Below are 17560 nucleotides of genomic sequence, written 5' to 3'. Positions count from 1 at the left end.
TTTTGTTTACAGAGTAGAGCGCACTCGCCACAGCTCGGGGAACAACACCGTGTCGAGCATCTTGCGCAGGTAGCCCACGCCTTCGGTGCCGCCAGTACCCGGCTGGAACCCGATAATCCGCTCCACGGTGGTCACATGCCGAAAGCGCCACTGACGGAACGAGTCCTCCAGGTCGATAAACTTCTCGGCCAACTGATACAAATCCCAATACCGGTTCGGATCGCGATACACCTCGCGCCATGCCGCTTCCACCGACTCATCATGCACCGTGGCCGCCGTCGGGTCGCGTTCGGCACGCTGCGGATCAATCGCCAGGCCCGCCTTGATCATCAGGTTGATCGCCTCGTCATACAGCGACGGCGTGGCAATCGCCACTTTCAACTCGTTCAACAGCTCCGGCCGATGGGCATGCGGGCGCAGCAGCGCCGCGCTTTTATTGCCGAGGATAAATTCGATCTCGCGGTACTGGAACGACTGGAACCCCGACGACTGCCCCAGGAACGGGCGGATCGCCTTGTATTCCGACGGCGTCATGGTCGCCAGCACCGCCCAGGCGTGCACCAGTTGGTCGAAGATCCGCGAGACCCGCGCGAGCATCTTGAACGCCGGCGGCAACTCGCCCAGGCGCACGTGTTCGCGGGCAGCCTTGAGTTCGTGGAGCATCAGTTTCATCCACAGCTCGGAGGTCTGGTGCTGGATGATGAAGAGCATTTCGTTGTGGTCCGGCGACAGCGGATGCTGGGCGCTGAGCACTTTGCCCAGGTCCAGGTAGTCGCCGTAGCTCATGGACTCGGAAAAATTCAGTTCGGCGTTATGCCATTCTTCCGGGGGTTGGTAGTCAGCAGAGAAGGGACATTGGCTCATCGCGTGGGCTCCAAAAGCGGGCGCAGGATTGCGCGGACCGGGCTGGCATCCAGGTTGGCGAAGCGCAGCGGCAGGGCGATCAGTTCGTAATCACCTTCCGCTACGTCATCGAGCACGATGCCTTCGAGAATCGCCATGCCATGGCGGGCTACGGCGTTGTGGGAATCCATGGTCTTGGACTGCTGCGGGTCCAGGGATGGGGTATCGATGCCAATCAAGCGCACGCCCAGGCTGGCGAGCAGCTCAATGGTCTGCGGCGCGACGGCGGTGAAATTCGAGTCCCATTCGGTCAGCGGCGCTTGTGGATAAGTGCGCAGCAGCACACGCTCCGGCAAGTTATCCACACGCCCTTGCAGCTGGTGCGGCTGCACCAGCGCGCCGCTGGCCAGGCAATGCAGCACGCGGCAGGGGCCCATGTACACATCCAGCGACACCTCACCGATCGGCGCACCGTCGGCGCTGTAATGCAGCGGCGCATCCACATGGGCGCCGGTATGCGGCGACAGGGTAATGCGCCCGACATTCACCGGGCACTCGGGACCGAACTGCCACACACGCTCCTCTTGGAACGGCGTATCGCCCGGCCAGGTCGGGGTCGCCGTGCTCAAGGGCGGGCTGATATCCCACCACGTTTTTATTGGGTTCATTGCAAGGCTCTCACTCGTTACGCGGGTGAATGATACGAGGGCCAGACGTGAATTTTCTTGCGAATTCCTGCGGCGAGAGTGATTTCTTTCGCACTTACTGCGAGGAAATGGCTGATTCACGCTCAAAAGTTTCGGCTATCGAAGATCAATGTGCCAGTAGAACGGTATCGCCTGCGCTTCTGGGCATCCCGATGTCGAGTTCAGACCACTGGCCCGGCGCCCAAGGCCTTAGGGTGCAGCTTTGCATTCACTGCCTCGGAGTCATCATGTCCACACCCATCACCGTACTGCGCGACACCCATCCCCTGCCGGTCCTGGATGCCTGCAAATGGGAAAAGCTCGAAGGCGACCCGCACACCGTCAACCTCAACGCCTACACCAGCGAAGACGGCAGCAAGATCATGGGCACCTGGATCTGCACCCCGGGCAAGTGGTACGTGGACTACGTGAAGTGGGAATACTGCCACTTTCAGGAAGGCTACTGCATCATTACCCCTGAAGGGATGGCGCCGATCCACCTGCGGGCTGGGGATATCTTTGTGGTGGAACCGGGGATGAAGGGGACGTGGGAAGTGGTCGAGACGGTACGTAAGTATTTTGTATTTGCCTGAAACTGTTGTGTAGTGGGCGGGCTTGCTACGGCAAGCCCGCCCACCCCGACGGGTTATTTGGGCTTGCGATAGCTGTTGATGATCGCCGAGAAGTCCTTGCCCCCTTCCCCACGCTGGCTCATCGATTGATACAACTGCTGGGCCACCGCGCCAAGAATCACCGGTTGCCTGGCCTGGCGCGCCGCTTCGGTGGCCAGCCCCAGGTCTTTGAGCATCAGGTCCGCACCGAACCCGCCGGTGTAGCCGCGCGATGACGGCGCGGTTTCGATCACGCCCGGCCACGGGTTGTAGGTGTCGGAACTCCAGCAGCGCCCGGTGGAGCTGTTGATGATGCCGGCCAGCACTTGGGTGTCGATGCCCAGCGCGTCGCCCAGCGCCATGGCTTCGCTGACGCCAACCATGCTGATGCCCAGCAGCAGGTTGTTGCAGATCTTGGCGATCTGCCCGGTGCCGACCTCACCGCAGTGCACGATGTTACGGCCCATCTGCGCCAGCACCGGTTGCAGGGTTGCAAACAGTGCCGGGGTGGCGCCGACCATGAAGGTCAGGGTGCCGGCCTGTGCACCGCCGGTGCCGCCGGAGACCGGTGCATCGGCCATCACCACGCCGTGTTTGGCGGCAGCCGCCGCCACATCGCGAGCGGTTTGCGGGTCGATGGTACTGCAATCCACCGCCGGCACGCCTTTGCCGATGCCGGCAAGCACGCCGTCCTCATTCAGCCAGACGCTGCGCACATGGGCGGCGGCCGGCAGCATGGTAATCACCAGCTCGGCACCTTGAGCCGCATCACGCGGGGAATCGCTGATACTGCCGCCCAGTTCGGCGAGTTCCTGAAGCACGGTCTGGTTCAGGTCGAACAGGTTCAGCGCATGGCCGGCCTTGATCAGGTTGCGGGCCATGGGCGCACCCATGTTGCCCAGGCCGATAAATGCAATTTTCATGGTCGTCTCCCGGGTTCAGCGCAGGTTGATGGTGGTGTTGACGCCATCGTTGACCGTGTCGTCATCGAACCAGCGGCTGGTGACGGTTTTGGTCTGGGTATAGAACTGCACCACTTGCTTGCCGTAAGGCCCCAGATCCCCCAGCTTGGAGCCACGCGAACCGGTGAAGCTGAAGAACGGCACCGGTACCGGGATCGGGATATTGATGCCGACCTGGCCCACATCGATTTCGCTCTGGAACTTACGCGCCGCCGCCCCGCTCTGGGTGAACAGGCCGGTGCCGTTGCCGAACGGGTTGGCGTTGACCAGCGCGATGGCCTCGTCAAGGGTGTCGACTTCCAGCACCACAAGCACCGGGCCGAAGATTTCCTGGGTGTAGATCTGCATGTCCGTGGTCACGCCCGAAAACAGGGTCGGGCCGACGAAGTTGCCCTGCTCGAAGCCCGGCACTTGAATGTCACGACCGTCCAGCTCCAGCTTGGCGCCTTCTTTCACGCCGCTTTCGATCAGCTCCAGGATGCGTGCCTTGGCGCGCTTGGAAATCACCGGCCCCACGTCGGTACCGGCTTCGCTGCCCGCGTTGACCTTGAGCTTTTGCGCCAGCGCCTTGAGGTCCGGCAACCATTGCTTGGACGCGCCCACCAGCACCACCACCGAGGTGGCCATGCAACGCTGGCCCGCAGCGCCGAAACCGGCACCCACCAGGGCGTTTAGGGTGTGTTCGCGATTGGCATCCGGCAGCACCACGGCGTGGTTTTTGGCGCCCATCATCGATTGCACGCGCTTGCCATGTTTGCCGGCCAGGTCATAAACGTGAGTGCCGACCGCCGTCGAGCCGACAAAGGACACGGCCTTGACGTCTTTGTGAGTACAGAGCGCATCCACCACGTCCTTGCCGCCATGCACCACGTTGAGCACACCCGCCGGAACACCGGCCTCCAGTGCCAGCTCCACCAGCAGCAGAGTCGACAGCGGGTCCTGCTCGGATGGCTTGAGGACGAAGGTGTTACCGCAGGCGATGGCCATCGGGAACATCCACAGCGGAATCATCGCCGGGAAGTTGAACGGCGTGATGCCGGCGCACACGCCGATGGGCTGGCGCAGGGTGTAGGTGTCGACGCCACCGGCAACGTTCTCGGCGAACTCGCCCATTTGCAGGGTGCCGATGGAACAGGCGTGTTCCACCACTTCCAGGCCACGGAAAATATCGCCCTCGGCGTCGGCAATGGTCTTGCCCTGCTCGGCGCTGAGGACTGCGGCGATGCGTTTGGAATGTTCGCGGATCAAGGCTTGCAGCTTGAGCATGATGCGCATGCGCGCGCCGATCGGCGTGAGCTTCCAGGTCTGGAAGGCGCGGTGGGCGGCGTCGATGGCGGCGTTGACTTCATCAGCGGTGGCGAACGGGACTTTGGCCAGTACTTGCTGGGTGGCCGGGTTGACGATGTCTTGCCACTGGGTGGTCTTGGACTCGACCCACTCGCCGTTGATCAGCAATTTGACCTGTTGTACGGAAATGTCGGCAGATGCGTTCATGGGGTCTCCAGAATCTTGTTGTTATACAGAGAGTGAATCGCCTTGAAGAATGAGGCGTTCGGACGGTTTTTGGAGTATAGATGTGCAAATCTCTAATAAGAACGCACATAAAAGCCGGTCCAACATGCAAAAAAACATCACATCGCTGGGCTCCCTGAACTGGGATGACCTGAAGTTTTTCCTTGAAGTGGCCCGCACCCGCAAGGCCAGCGTCGCCGCCAAGCGCCTGGCGGTGGACTACACCACCGTGTCGCGACGCATCAGCTCACTGGAAGTGTCGCTCGGCACGCTGCTGTTCGAAAAATCCCGGACCAACGGCTTTGTGCTCACCGCCGAAGGCCAGCGTTTGCTGGGCTATGCCGAGTCCATCGAAAGCACCCTGCACATGGCCTGCGAGCAAGTCTCCGGCTCCGGCGTGGCGCTGTCCGGGCATGTGCGCATGGGCTGCACCGAAGGCTTCGGCAGCTTCTTCGTCACGCCGCAGTTGAGCCACTTCGTCGACACTTATCCTGCGATCTCGGTAGACATCCTGCCCCTGCCCCACTTCATCAGCCTGTCCAAGCGCGAAGCCGACATCGTCATCGCCCTGGAACGTCCGGAACACGGGCCCTACGTGTGCTGCAAACTGTGCGACTACAAACTGCAGCTGTACGCTACCCAGGACTACCTCGACCAACACCCACCGATCCAACGCCCGGCGGATTTGGCCGAGCATCCGTTTATCAGCTATGTGGATGACCTGGCGTTCAGCTCGGAGTTGCTCTACCTGGCCAACGTCGTGCCCGGCGCCAGTGCGAGCCTGCGCAGTACCAGCGTGATCGCACAGTACGTGGCGGCGCAGCAAGGACGGTCGATGGCGATATTGCCGTGCTTTTTGGCGGCGCAGGACTCGCGGTTGTTGCCGGTGTTGGGTGAACAGATTGCGATTACGCGGCAGTTCTGGATGTATTGCCGGGAGGATTTGAGGAAGCTGAAGCGGATTACGTTGTTGTGGGATTACATCAGGCAGGTGACGGAGCAGAACCAGGGGTTGTTGATGGGGGAGACGCGGGAGATGCGGTTTGCGGACTAAAGGCCAGCACCCGGCGGTGTAAATGTGGGAGCAAGTCGAATCGTCGCACCGCCCCTCCCACATTGGATTGCATTTCAGATTGGGGCGGGATGATTCCAGTCAGTCAGCAATCACCACGATCGACACCCGCCGATTCTCGGTGCGCCCTGCCGCCGTGTCGTTGGACGCCACCGGCTCGCCACTGCCCAACCCGCGCAGTTGGACGTTTTGTTCTTTCATGCCCACCCCGGTCAGCACGGTGGCCACACTTTTGGCGCGGCGCAGGGAGAGTTGCTGATTGTAGATTTCCTTGCCCGAGGCGTCGGTGTGGCCGTCGACGCGCACGCGTTCGATGCCCACGCCCAGCAGGGCCTTGCCGATGCGCTGGACGATCTCGGTGCTGGGTGGGTTGAGGGTTTCAACGTCGCTGCCAAACAGCACTTTGCCGGACAGGCCGAATGCCCAGCCTTCGTCGGTAAGTTCGAAGCCTTGCTGTTTGAGGACGGCAACTTGCGCGGGCGTCAGGCCTTTGGGGGGAGGTGTCTGGCAGCCGCCAAGGGCCAGCAGTGCCATCAATAATGTGAAGAACATAGCGCGCGCAATCGAGAACAAGGGATCAACTCCTGTGTTGAACATTGACGGCGGAATGCTCCGATTCCGCCGTTTGCTGGCCGCCCTGGGCAAACCGTTTGGCCTGGTACATCGCCGCGTCGGCGGCGTTGAGCAAGGTGCCGGGAGTGGCGCCATGATCGGGGTAGAGGGCGATGCCGATACTGAGGGAAGTCAATACCTGGGCGCTGCCGGGCACAGCGATGGGTGCGTCCATGCTGGCGATGATCTTGTCGGCGATGCGCCGGGCATCTTCGAGCGAGTGCAACGGCGCCAGCAGAATGGCGAACTCATCACCGCCCAGGCGCGCCACCAGGTCATCCTCACGCAACTGCGCACGCACGCGGTTGGCGACGGCGACGAGGACGGCATCACCGGCGGCGTGACCAAAGCTGTCATTGATTTCTTTGAAACGGTCACTGTCGAGGTAAAGCACTGCCAGCCGCTCCTTGGCCTTGGCGGCGCTGCGCAAGGCACGGATCAAGCGGCCTTCGAAGAACGACCGGTTGGGCAGGCCGGTGAGGCTGTCGTGGTTGGCCTGGTGGGCCAGGGTTTCGTTTTCGCTTTGCAGATGGTTTTGCCAGACGCCCATCTCACCGAGCAAGGCGTTGAAGTCGCTGCCCAGATTGTCGAGTTCGGCAATGCGCGCCGGCGGTACTCGACGGTCAAAGTCGCGCTCGCTACGGGCGGCGTGGGCCACGGCGGCAAGGCTTTGCAGCGGCTCGGTGATGCCACGTAACAGGCGTCGCGCCAAGTGCAGGGCGACCCAGGCGCTGAGGGCGGTACAGACCAGAATCCCGGCCAGGCCACTGAGCAGAAAGCGCAGCAAGCTGCCGCCGTGACCGGTCAGGTGAATGCTGCCGATGGCGCGGCCCTGGTGCAGGATCGGCTGGTTGATCGGCTGTTCGAGCAGGGTATGCGCCAGCGCCAGCTCGACCCGCGAGAGCATGCCGGTTTCCGGGCGTTCCCAGTTCGCAAGCAACTGGCCATTGGCATTGAACACCTCGGCTTCAGCCACTTCTTCGGTGGAGGCGATCAGGCTGAGGGCTTCGGTGGCGGCGGCGCGGTCGTTGAACACCACCGCCGCTTCCACGGTGTAGTTAATGGAGCGCGCGATCAGGTGCAGGTTGTGTTCGGCGTAGACCCGAAGCGCCAATACGCCGAGCAGCGTCAGGGACACACTGGCCAGGATCACCGCCACCAGCGCCAGGATCAGGTGCCCTCGGCCGATCACGGAACGCAGGGTCGGTCGCGCTTTGATGGCGATCATGGGACAGGTGCCCGACGACGTGACAGCTGCAGCACACTGGGATGAATGCGCACGCCGCTGCGCGCCACCGAGTCGAGGTTGACCTCGAACGACACTTGCTCATCGCCCACTCGCAAACAGAACAAACTGCCCACGGTGCACTGGTCGCCACCTTCGCTGATGCTGAGCACCGGATGGCCGATCAATGAGGTAAACAGGCGGCTGCGCTCGTCATTGCTGAGCTTGCCGATGTACACCGCATCACAGGCGTTGGCGATATCGGGATGGTCGGCCAGCAGACGCCGCACCACCACCGCACGCCCAGTGGCTTGGGTGGTGCCTTTGATCAGGTCGTCGGTGTATTGCGTGGGGCCGACGATGCACAGGTGCAGTTGTTCGGGTTCCACCGGCCAGCGGGCATAGCTGAGAATGCCGAGCACCACCTGGGTCACCGCCTGGGCGCGCTGATCCGCAGCGCTCGGCGCCTCGGCAAACGCGCACGGTGCCAGCAGGCAGAGAATCGCCACCCGCAACACGCGTCTCCAGCTCAAGCTACGGCCTACAGGCGAGACAGCCACGTTCATGCAGCGATTCTCTTCGATCTTATCGGAATGATGCCGCAACGATAGCACACGGCAAGAAAACCCCGTGAGGCGCCACCTCGAAGGGTCCTGCTATTTTTTCAGAAAATGCCCACAACTCAACCAGATTAAATGACCATTCAATCAGCTATTCCCGGCTCCTGACCCAGCTCCAGCATCAACCCACTCAATCGCTTGACCTTGCGCCGCACGGCCTCCTCAAACACGCCGCCACGCGGTTCGATCAGGCTGAACCAACGCTTGGCGCGGGTGATACCGGTGTAGATCAGCTCTTTGGTCAACACCGGGTTCAAGGCATCCGGCAGGATCAGCGCAGTGTGGGTGAACTCCGAACCCTGGGATTTGTGCACGGTCATGGCGTACACGGTTTCCACATCGTTGAGACGGCTGGGCAAGACAAAACGCACGCCGCCCTGGCCATCGTTACGCGGGAACGCCACGCGCAGCACCTGGGGGCCGCCGTCGCTTTCGGGCAATTTGAGGGCGATGCCGATATCGCCGTTCATCAGACCCAGGCCGTAATCATTGCGGGTCATCAGCACCGGGCGGCCTTCGTACCATTGCTCGTCGCCCTCGATCAGTCGCACCTTGCGCAAGGCTGCCGTGATGCGCAGGTTCAGCCCTTCCACGCCCCAGGGGCCTTTGCGCACGGCGCAGAGCAGCTGGAATGCATCGAAGGCTTGCAACAATTGTTGCGCCCAGTGGGTCCAGGCAAGGTCTTCTCGCGGGGTTTCGAGCGCGGGGCGCGCGCTGTGCAGCAGATTGAGGTAGTAGCGATAGCCTTCGGCACCCTCGCCGTGCCCGTCCAATACCAGACGCTCCAAGGCGTGGTCGTGCTCGCCCTTGAGGCTGACGCAGAACAGGTCGCTGTGGGTGCGCGCGGCCAGCAATTTGCGCGCTTCCTCGGCGTTCTGCTGGTTGACCCAGCGCGCCAGTTGACCGATGCCGCTGCCTTCGCCGAAACGCCGCGAGTAACGCAGCATCACCACTTGCTGGGCCAGGGGGTGGCTGCCGTCGATGTCTTCGTGCAGGCCGCTGGCGCTGAGGTCTTCACCGCTGACGGTTTGCAGCCACTGGCGGGTGTGGGCGCTGTACCACCCGGCTTCGGCGTCGCGGCACAAGTCGCCGAGTACGGCACCGGCCTCCACCGAGGCGAGCTGGTCCTTGTCACCCAGCAACACCAAGCGGGCATGGGCCGGCAACGCGTCCAGCAGGTTGGCCATCATTTCCAGGTCGATCATTGAGGCTTCGTCCACCACCAATACGTCCAGAGGCAACGGGTTGCCCAAATGATGGCGGAAGTGCCGGGTGCCTGGGCGGCTGCCCAGCAAGCGGTGAACGGTGGTGACCTGGGTCGGGATTTTGTCCTTCACGCTTTGCGGCACTTTGAGCGACAGCACTTGTTGGCTGATGGACTCGGTGAGGCGTGCGGCGGCTTTGCCGGTAGGCGCGGCCAGGCGAATGCGCAACGGGCTACCGGCCTCTACGGCGGGCGCCTGCAACAGCGCCAGCAAGCGCACCACGGTGGTGGTCTTGCCGGTGCCGGGGCCACCGGTGACGATGCTGAAGGCACCTCGGGTGGCCAGGGCGCAGGCGAGTTTTTGCCAGTCGATCACACCCTCGGGCGTCGTTTGGTCAAACAGGCCGTTCAAGCGTTGGGGCAAGTCGGCGGCGACGGTTTCCTGGGTAGCCAGGCGCAGGCGCAGGGCGGTGTCGATGCGTCGCTCGTAGGTCCAGTAGCGGCGCAGGTACAGACGCTTGCCGGACAGCACCAGCGGACGGCTTTTTGCGGCGTCGCTGCCGTCGACTGCCAGGGCAACCAAAGGGCTGGCCACCAGGGCATGGCACCAGTGGGCGCCGTCCAGCCCGTCGAGCAGTTGCGAGGGCAGCAGCATGGCGCCGGTTTGCAGGTCGCCTTCAGGCGGCAAGGACAGGGCAAAGTCCGGCGCCTTGAGGGTTTCGAACAGGTCGAGGCACACATGGCCATGGCCCAGTTGGTGACTGGTCAGGGCCGCCGCCAATAACACGCGCGGATCGGCCTGCGGGTCGAGCTCGTACAGGAAGCCGACAAAGGCTTTGTCCAATGCGCGCAGCCAGCCCCGGTCCACCCAGCGCTCCAGCAACTGCAGCAGATCAGTGGCCCGGCTCAGGGGTTCCAGCGCCTCAAGCGGTAGCGGCGACAGGCTCATAACAACACTCCTTGTTCCCAGGCGGGCTCAACCTTGGGCGGGATGGGCTTGCCCTGGAACAACAGGTCGAGGCCTTCGATCAATTCCCGTGGCGGCCGGGTGAAATACGCGCCCCGGCTCGCGGATTGGCTGCCACGCAGGAACACGTACAGCGCACCGCCGATGTGACGGTCGTAGTCGTAGTCCGGCAGGCGGGCCTTGAGCTGGCGGTGCAGGGCCAGCAGGTAAAGCACGTATTGCAGGTCATACCGATGCTCAAGGATCGACTGCTCCATGGCCTCCATCGTGTAGGCCGAATCGTCAGGGCCGAGCCAGTTGGATTTGTAGTCGGCCACGTAATAGCGGCCGTCGTGTTCGAAGGTCAGGTCGATAAAGCCTTTGAACATGCCGTTGAGCAGCACCGGCTCGGCGGCCACACGGGAGACTCCGTGGTGGGTGTACTGGCACACCAGTTTGTCGAGGGCGAGCACGTCGACTTTATGGCTGGCGAACCAGAATTCCATTTCGACCTGGTACCGCTGCAGGCTGCTGAGGGCGACTTGAGCGTTATCCACCGGCAGCGGCGCTTGCAACAGATGGCCCAGCCAACCGCTGAGAGTGTTGATCCAGCCTTCCCAGTTGCGACGATTGCAGCGGGCACCTACGGCGTTTTCGATGGCCTGCGGCGTCGCGTTGAAACCTTCCTCGCCCGCCCACTCCAACAGGCCGTGGAGGAAGGTGCCGGGGTTGGGACCGCGTGGGAAACGATGTATATCGCCGCCGGACGCCGCCACTTCACGCGGTGCATCGGGGTCGAGGCGTTCGTCATCGAACAGCTTTTGTGCTTGCGGGCTTTCCGGCGCTTCGAGGTTGGCGACGCTCATGCTGTCGCCAATGCGCAAGGCGCTGTAGGACGCGATCCACCAGTTCTCGGCGGCCTTGCGCTTGGGCAATAACGGCGCGAGCAAGGTGGCCTGGTTACGCGGCGGATGGAACACGCTGTCTTGCGCTTCGGGTACGTGGGCGTAGTGGATGGCCGGGCAGCCTTGCTGCAGATCCTGCAGCCAGTGTGCCAGGCCGGCGGGTTCGCCCAGCGATGCTCCACCACCGAGCAAATAGCCGAGCGCCGACAGGTGCAACACCGAACTGTGGGTGTTGCCGCGCTTGAGGTCGGCAACTCCAAGCCAGCAGGCGTGCTTGGCGCGGGTCAGGGCGACGTAGAACAAACGCAGGTCTTCGGCCAGACGCTCATCGTCCGCCTGGGCGATCAACTCGGCGGTGGGGCGCAGGCTGACCTGGGATTTGCCGTGTTCATCGTGGTAGTGCAGCGGCAATCGGCTGCCGTCTACCGGCTTGGCCGAACAGATGAACGGCAGGAAGACCAGGTCGTACTCCAGGCCCTTGGACTTGTGGATGGTCACCACTTTGACCAGTTGCTCATCGCTTTCCAGGCGCAGGATCTGTTCTTCGCCGGCCTGGCCCGACAACGCCAAGTGCTCAGCGAGATGGCGGATCAGCGCCTGTTCGCCGTCCAGCTCCGAGGCAGCTTGTTGCAACAATTCGCTGAGGTGCAACAGGTTGGTCAACACGCGCTCGCCGTCACTGCGGGCGATCAGGGTTTGCGGCAACTTGAAGTCGTGAAGCAGGCGACGCAGCATCGGTAGCACGCCTTGGGTCCGCCAGATGACGCGGTAGCCGCGGAACTGCATCACGCGCGATTCCCACGCCAGTTCGTCCTGGTTCAGACGCTCCAGTTCCGGCATTGACAAATCCAGGGTGACGCAGGCCAGGGCGGCACGCAGGGGGCGTTCGACATCCGGTTCGGCGCAGGCCTTGAGCCAGGCCAGCAGGTCGTGGGCTTCCTGGGCGGCGAACACCGAATCCTTGTCGGACAGGTACACACTGCGCACGCCACGGGCGGCCAATTCAGCGCGCACGGCTTGGGCTTCCTTGCCGTCGCGTACGAGGATGGCGATGTCCGATGGCAGTACGCCTCTGAAGCTGTTGTCCGGTTGCCGGAAACCGGCCTTGCCCTGTTGGCCGCCGTTGAGCAACTCGACAATCTGCGTGGCGCAGGCCGAGGCCAGTTGTTGTCGGTACACCGCGTTGGACACAGGTTGGTCGGTGGGCAGGTGCCAGAGGTTCATCGCCGGCAGCGTTTGGCCGTCGACCTGGAGTTGTTCCTTGCGTCCTTGGGACAGCACCGGCTGGAACGGCACCGGGTTATCGCCATTGGGTTCGCGGAAGAGGAACGCACCGCGGCCGGTTTCGGCGCGCTGGAACACATGGTTTACCGCCTCGACCATGGCGTGGCTGGAACGGAAGTTGGTGCCCAGGGTGTGGTGGCGGCCGAGCGTGGATTTACGAGCGCGCAAGTAAGTGTAGATGTCGGCGCCACGGAAGGCGTAGATCGCCTGCTTGGGATCACCGATCAGGAACAGGCCGCTGTCGAGGTGGTTTTCGTCGATGCGGTAGATGCTGTCGAAGATGCTGTATTGCACCGGGTCGGTGTCCTGGAATTCATCGATCAGAGCCACCGGGAACTGCTCGCGGATCACGCTGGCCAGACGCTCGCCGCCGTCGGCTTGCAGGGCGGCGTTAAGGCGGGTCAGCATGTCGTCGAAGCCCATTTCGGCGCGACGGCGCTTTTCTTCTTCGAAGCGCTTGCCCACCCAGCCGGCGGCGTGTTGCAGCACGGCGGCATCGGGGGTCGGCAGGGCGTCGAGACTGGCTTTAAGGCGGGCCATGGCGTCGATGCCGGGGTGCTGCGGCGGGTCGCCCTTCCAGGCTTCGGCCATGCCGTCGGGGGTGAGGCGACTGAAGCCGGTGCCGATGTCGAGGTGTTCCAGGGTTTCGTCCGCGGCCCAGAGGCTGATCTTTTCGAACCAGGGTTCGAAGTAACGAGCTTGCATCTTGCGCCCGTCCACTGCTTTGGCGGCCACGGCCTGCAGACAGATGTCGCGCAGTTCGGCGGCCCATTGCTGCCAGGGCGCCTTGATGTTGATCAGCGCTTCGCGACGCTCTTGCAGGCAGGCGTTGATCAGCTCGGCGGGCTCACGGGTTTCATCCGTGGGCCGCTCGCTGCCGAACAATGCGCGCACCTTCGGCATCAGCGTGGCCGGGCCGCCCCAGTTATTGCGCACCCAGTTGAGCGCGTCGTCGTGCATCGGGTAGCAGAACAGTCGCCAGTAGTCGCGCAGCACTTCGCCCAGCAGGTCACTGTGGTCGGTTTCGAGGGTCTGGGTAAACAGGCTGCCACTGTCGAACGCGTGCTCGCGCAGCATGCGCTGACACCAACTGTGGATGGTCGAGACGGCGGCTTCGTCCATCCATTGTGCAGCGATGTCCAGGCGGTTGGCGCAGGCGGGCCATTGTTCGGCAGGATATTCCTCGCGCAGATCCGCGATCAGCGCATCCGGTTGATCAATTTCGTCGCGGAAAAACCGCGCTGCTTCGGCCAGGCGAATGCGGATACGTTCACGCAGCTCCTTGGTGGCGGCATCTGTGAAGGTCACCACCAGGATTTGCGGAGGTAGCAATTCGCGACCAAAACCGGACACTTCACCGCCGTGGCCAAGCACCAGGCGCAGGTACAACGCAGAAATGGTAAAGGTCTTGCCAGTACCGGCGCTGGCTTCAATCAGCTGGCTACCTTTTAGCGGGAACGCCAGGGCCAAGGGTTTGCTGCTCATGCGCCGGCCTCCTCGCCTGTGAGTGATCGCCAAGGGGCGTTGATCAGTGGGCGATACAGGGTTTCGCACCAGCCTTCGAATTCTTCGCTGGCGACCAGGGCTGCGTAATCGGGAAATTGGCGGGTGAGCGCCGCAGATTCACGCCGCTCGCCATCGGTGGTCAGGCCATCGCCTTCGTAGGCTTTGCTCGCGGCGGCGTGAGCTTTAGCCGGGTCGGTTTGGCTGAGCCAGGCGAAAGCGGTTTTGACGGCTACCGGCAGCGGTTTTTGCATGCCGTGTTGCCAGGCCAGTAGCAGGTTACCAAGGGTTTCCTGGGCGGCGGATTGATCCAGCGGGGCCAACAGCAAGGTGTCGTCGCTGGCGACCAGGCCGGTGCTCAGCGGCAGGCCGCAGGCGCAGGCCACCACATGATTGACCCACGGGCGAATCAGGCGGTGCCATTTGCGGGTCTTGATCGAACCGATGCTGTTGGGAATGGTGGTGACGCTTAGCAATGCGCCATCACCGCGTCGATGCAGGCCACTGACCCAGCCTTCCAATGCGATGCCTTGATGCTCGAAACTGATGGGTTCGGCACCCGTATGCGGGGTTGGCCAAAGGGCCAGCAGTTGTTGGTAACGTTGCAGCAGATCGGGCAAGGGCTCAATCAGTTCGTGACGCAGGCACTCGCCGAAACCGACCATCGGCAGCAGGCCACTGCCTTGCAAACGCAGGGCTTGGGCGTTAAGGGCCTGGTCGAGATCAGCCGGCTGGGACAGTGCGGCGCTCAATAGGCTGTCGCTCAGGCTATAGCGTTGCAGAGCATCGAGAACGAAAGGTTCTTCATCGGCCAGGGGCACGTCGGCCGCCTCGAAAAATACTTTCAGGCGCTGGCTGAAGAAGTGTTTGACCGGGTTGCGCAGGAAGTCTTGTAGCTGGCCCAGGCTCAGGGGCTCTTCCTGTTGATGCGGCGGCAATTCATCTTCTGTCGGGACGGCATCCACCGCCTCGTGGAGTAGCTGCCACTCGCGGGCGTAACTGAATAATGCGTCGCCTTCGTGGAAGTAACGGGCACTGAAAGGTTGGAGCGGGTGTTCCTGGGTCATTGCTTCCAGCAGCGGCTGTTCTTGGGCGTTATGCCAGCCGCTGGCGAGATGGTCGCGCAGTTGACCAATCAGTACCGATGCCGGACGTTCGCTGTTATCGCGGATGCTGCGACCGACCCAGCTGATATAAAGCTGATCGCGGGCGGACAACAGGGCTTCGAGCAGCAGATAGCGGTCGTCCTCACGGCGGGAACGGTCACCGGGGCGGTAGTCGCTGCCCATCAGGTCGAAATCCAGCGGCGGTTGCGCGCGTGGGTAGTCGCCGTCGTTCATGCCGAGCAGGCAAACGAGCTTGAAGGGGATGGCGCGCATGGGCATCAGCGTGCAGAAATTGACAGCACCGGCCAGGAAGCGTTGAGACAAACGGCCCTGGTCCAGCCCGGCCAGCCAGGCTTCGCGGACGACGGTGAGCGGTAGCTCGTCCTGCAAGCCAACGGATTCGCAGGTTTCCAGCCAGGTTTCCCGGAGTTGTTCGAGTTGGCCCAGCAAGTAGTCGTCGTGTTCGCTGCTGGGCAGAAAGAACAGTTGCATCAGGCGTTGCAGACGTTCGCCCCATTCCTGCGGGGCGGCCGGTTGTGAGAGGGCTTGATGCGCGTCATGCAAGGCGTCGAGCAAGGCCACCAGGGGGCCGATCAGCGCCGCGTCGAGGCCGCCGATTTCATCGTAAGGCTCAATGCCGTTGCAGGCGACGCCGGTACCGACGGCATACCCGAGAAGCATGCGGCGTAGGCCAAATCGCCAGCTGTTTTGCTCCAAGTCTCCAGGCAGACCGAGGCCGGCGCGTTGTTCGGCGTTGAGCCCCCAACGAATGCCGGCGCCTTCGATCCAGCGGTGCAGCGTGGGCAGGTCGCGCTCCTTGATGGCAAAACGCTCACGCAGCGCGGGAACGTCGAGCAGGTCAAGAATTTCACTGACCGGGAAGCGGCTATCGGGGAGTTTGAGCAAGTGTTCGACAGCGATCAGCAAGGGATCGCGACCGCGTTGGCCCTGGTCGGTCAGGGTGAAGGGAATGAAGCGCGGATCGCTTCTGTCCAACTGGCCGAACACTGCGCGAATGTGCGGCGCGTAGCTGTCCACATCAGGGACCATGACGATGATGTCCCGCGGGCGTAGCGCAGGGTCGGCGCTGAAACGCTGGAGCAGTTGGTCGTGGAGAATCTCCACTTCGCGTTGGGCGCTGTGGGCGATGTGGAAGCGCACTGATGTGTCATGTTCCAGCTCAACAGCAGGCCAGCGTTCACGTGTCTCATTGAGTGGGCGCAACTCGAGGATATCGTCCTGGAGTTGATTGAGCAGTGAGGTGGGTTCGCTTTCACTGAACAAGTCGATGCGCCCATCGCGAAAGGCGGCGCGATAGCTGTTGGGGTCATCGTAGCTGTCCAACAGGCTGATGTAGTCACGACCTTGTTTGCCCCAGGCGGCCAGCAGCGGATGAGCATGCTGGTGCAGGGTTTGGGGGTCGAGGGTGACCGGCATGCCGGCCTTGCGCGCCTGGCGTTTATATTCGTTACGCAGCAGGTCTTTGTCGGCAACGATGTCGGACCAGTGGTGGCGACAAGGGTTGTGCACGCACAGCAGCACTTGGCTGAAACGGGCCAGGCCGGCCAGGGCTTCCAGGGCTTGGGCGGGTAGCGACGAAATCCCGAAAACGATCACGCGAGAAGGCAGACCACGAGGAGCGTCCTCAAGGGTATTGATGCGTTCGATAAAGCGTTGGTGAACGCCGGCACGGCTTTCGGCCATGCCCTCTTCACCGACATCCAGCAGGAGCGCACGCCACAATTCGGCCTGCCAGCAGTTGGCTGGGTCCAGGGGCTTGGATTCGCCTCGGCCACTGCGCAATTGGTGCCGCCCGGCCGCCCAATCTTCCAACCAGTCGGCGCGATAGACTTGGTATTGGTCGAATAGATCCGCCAGGCGCTCGGCGAGTTGATAGCGCTTACGCAGGTCCGTGTCGCTGGTGAGGAAACGTTGCAGCGGCTCGAAGTGCGGCTGATTGATGAGTTCCGGCAGCAGGCGCATCAGACGCCAGGTGAGCGGGGCTTTGTCGAGCAGGGACTTGGGGGGGATCTCATCACGGCCCAGGACCATGCGATAGAGCTGCCACATGAAGCTGCCGGGAAGTTGCACGTCGATGGCTGCGGCGATGCCGCAGCCACCCATGTCGTCGTCCTGCGGATCTTCGGCCAACGCCAGTTTGAGCCATTGGGCAATGCCATTGCTTTGCACCAGAGCAATTTCGTTTTCCAGGGGCGCCAGTGGGTAACGACGCATCCAGCTCACCACCAGGCTGCGCAGTTCGTCCAGGCGGTTGCCGTGAACCACCATGAATCCAGGACTGAGAGACGTCGCATCCGGCATAACGGCTTCCTTGGGAAAAGCAAAATCGAGGCATGGACTTTAGCACTGAAGGCGCCTGCGATGAGCGTGCCGACACTTTCCGAGCGCCCAAAACAAAACCCCACCTGCTTTCGCAAATGGGGTTTCGGAATTTAATCTTGACGATGA

General features: G+C 62.5%; 12 protein-coding genes. 2 read left to right on the top strand and 10 right to left on the bottom strand.

Annotation, left to right across the window (positions count from 1 at the left end):
- Positions 1-6: 6 nt before the first annotated feature.
- Positions 7-864, bottom strand: coding sequence for a tryptophan 2,3-dioxygenase (gene kynA / locus V6M90_RS24980; RefSeq protein WP_003176082.1), 858 nt, complete (start codon positions 862-864; stop codon positions 7-9).
- Positions 861-1511, bottom strand: coding sequence for an arylformamidase (gene kynB, locus V6M90_RS24975; RefSeq protein WP_042945284.1), 651 nt, complete (start codon positions 1509-1511; stop codon positions 861-863). Before kynB ends, kynA begins: the two co-directional genes overlap by 4 nt.
- A 266-nt stretch (positions 1512-1777) precedes the next feature.
- Between kynB and V6M90_RS24970 the strand changes: the two genes are divergently transcribed.
- Positions 1778-2122, top strand: a complete 345-nt coding sequence (locus V6M90_RS24970) for a cupin domain-containing protein (protein ID WP_003176084.1) — start codon at positions 1778-1780, stop codon at positions 2120-2122.
- A 53-nt stretch (positions 2123-2175) separates the two neighbouring features.
- Here V6M90_RS24970 and mmsB read toward each other — a convergent pair whose 3' ends face one another.
- Both mmsB and V6M90_RS24960 read right to left on the bottom strand, forming a co-directional pair.
- Positions 2176-3063 carry a 3-hydroxyisobutyrate dehydrogenase gene (mmsB, locus tag V6M90_RS24965; RefSeq protein ID WP_003176085.1) on the bottom strand — a complete coding sequence of 296 codons (888 nt, stop codon included), beginning with the start codon at positions 3061-3063 and terminating at the stop codon, positions 2176-2178.
- Positions 3064-3078: 15 nt separating this feature from the next.
- Complete coding sequence (locus tag V6M90_RS24960) at positions 3079-4596, bottom strand: CoA-acylating methylmalonate-semialdehyde dehydrogenase (protein WP_332847289.1); 1518 nt, start codon at positions 4594-4596, stop codon at positions 3079-3081.
- A gap of 124 nt (positions 4597-4720) precedes the next feature.
- Here V6M90_RS24960 and V6M90_RS24955 point away from each other — a divergent pair, with 124 nt between their 5' ends.
- The gene (locus V6M90_RS24955) at positions 4721-5668 is read left to right on the top strand and encodes a LysR family transcriptional regulator (RefSeq protein WP_305427796.1); all 948 of its coding nucleotides are present in this window, start codon (positions 4721-4723) and stop codon (positions 5666-5668) included.
- Between the two features lie 99 nt (positions 5669-5767).
- Here the strand turns inward: V6M90_RS24955 and V6M90_RS24950 are convergent, their stop codons facing one another.
- The 6 genes from V6M90_RS24950 to recC form a co-directional block, all read right to left on the bottom strand.
- Complete coding sequence (locus tag V6M90_RS24950) at positions 5768-6259, bottom strand: OmpA family protein (protein ID WP_003176089.1); 492 nt, start codon at positions 6257-6259, stop codon at positions 5768-5770.
- A gap of 4 nt (positions 6260-6263) precedes the next feature.
- Entirely contained in the window at positions 6264-7526 is a 1263-nt protein-coding gene (locus V6M90_RS24945; protein ID WP_141064778.1) for a diguanylate cyclase domain-containing protein, read from the bottom strand.
- Positions 7523-8089 (bottom strand): YfiR family protein, encoded by a 567-nt coding sequence (locus tag V6M90_RS24940; protein WP_003176091.1) that lies wholly within the window; start codon positions 8087-8089, stop codon positions 7523-7525. The genes V6M90_RS24945 and V6M90_RS24940 overlap by 4 nt, the downstream gene beginning before the upstream one ends.
- Positions 8090-8226: 137 nt before the next feature.
- The gene (gene recD, locus V6M90_RS24935) at positions 8227-10296 is read right to left on the bottom strand and encodes an exodeoxyribonuclease V subunit alpha (protein WP_332847288.1); all 2070 of its coding nucleotides are present in this window, start codon (positions 10294-10296) and stop codon (positions 8227-8229) included.
- Positions 10293-13967: an exodeoxyribonuclease V subunit beta gene (gene recB, locus V6M90_RS24930; protein WP_332847287.1), complete on the bottom strand. Its 3675-nt coding sequence runs from the start codon at positions 13965-13967 to the stop codon at positions 10293-10295. Before recB ends, recD begins: the two co-directional genes overlap by 4 nt.
- On the bottom strand, positions 13964-17413 hold the full coding sequence (recC, locus tag V6M90_RS24925; protein ID WP_141064775.1) for an exodeoxyribonuclease V subunit gamma: 3450 nt from the start codon (positions 17411-17413) through the stop codon (positions 13964-13966). The genes recB and recC overlap by 4 nt, the downstream gene beginning before the upstream one ends.
- Between the last annotated feature and the right edge of the window lie 147 nt (positions 17414-17560).

Source organism: Pseudomonas lactucae, assembly GCF_036688725.1.
In the GTDB taxonomy this organism is placed as follows: Bacteria; Pseudomonadota; Gammaproteobacteria; order Pseudomonadales; family Pseudomonadaceae; genus Aquipseudomonas; species Aquipseudomonas lactucae.
This window is presented reverse-complemented; position numbering and strand designations above follow the sequence as displayed.

Coding starts and splice junctions, on each gene's coding strand:
- kynA (WP_003176082.1), bottom strand. CDS start 864: ATGAGCCAATGTCCCTTCTCTGCTGACTACCAACCCCCGGAAGAATGG.
- kynB (WP_042945284.1), bottom strand. CDS start 1,511: ATGAACCCAATAAAAACGTGGTGGGATATCAGCCCGCCCTTGAGCACG.
- V6M90_RS24970 (WP_003176084.1), top strand. CDS start 1,778: ATGTCCACACCCATCACCGTACTGCGCGACACCCATCCCCTGCCGGTC.
- mmsB (WP_003176085.1), bottom strand. CDS start 3,063: ATGAAAATTGCATTTATCGGCCTGGGCAACATGGGTGCGCCCATGGCC.
- V6M90_RS24960 (WP_332847289.1), bottom strand. CDS start 4,596: ATGAACGCATCTGCCGACATTTCCGTACAACAGGTCAAATTGCTGATC.
- V6M90_RS24955 (WP_305427796.1), top strand. CDS start 4,721: ATGCAAAAAAACATCACATCGCTGGGCTCCCTGAACTGGGATGACCTG.
- V6M90_RS24945 (WP_141064778.1), bottom strand. CDS start 7,526: ATGATCGCCATCAAAGCGCGACCGACCCTGCGTTCCGTGATCGGCCGA.
- V6M90_RS24940 (WP_003176091.1), bottom strand. CDS start 8,089: ATGAACGTGGCTGTCTCGCCTGTAGGCCGTAGCTTGAGCTGGAGACGC.
- recD (WP_332847288.1), bottom strand. CDS start 10,296: ATGAGCCTGTCGCCGCTACCGCTTGAGGCGCTGGAACCCCTGAGCCGG.
- recB (WP_332847287.1), bottom strand. CDS start 13,967: ATGAGCAGCAAACCCTTGGCCCTGGCGTTCCCGCTAAAAGGTAGCCAG.
- recC (WP_141064775.1), bottom strand. CDS start 17,413: ATGCCGGATGCGACGTCTCTCAGTCCTGGATTCATGGTGGTTCACGGC.